The following is a 275-nucleotide window of genomic DNA, read 5'->3' on the forward strand; positions in this document are numbered from 1 at the left end:
GTGGACTCGCGGAATCTTGGACAGTCCCTTGGTCGTCGATCGCATGACGAATCGCCTGTTCGACCTCGATGGGCTTCGTCAACTTGTCCGCATACTCGTCAAGACGTGGAATGCGAATCTCTTCGTTATCCTCGTGAAGCTTCTCGAAGAAGTTCTTCACTTGGCGTCCGCCGTACATGACGGCAGCGACGGCGAGCAATTCGCTCGTCGAGAGGACCGAGCCGATTGGGGCCCGTTTCACTTCCGCACGGACATCCGTAAGCCCACCGAGTGGC

General features: G+C 57.8%; 1 pseudogene. It reads right to left on the reverse strand.

The window, feature by feature from the left end:
- Positions 1-275, reverse strand: a pseudogene (locus AC2Q9J_RS17890) (endonuclease MutS2); the annotation flags it as partial.

It is taken from the genome of Planococcus sp. RAB007_Raresut, from assembly GCF_057369535.1.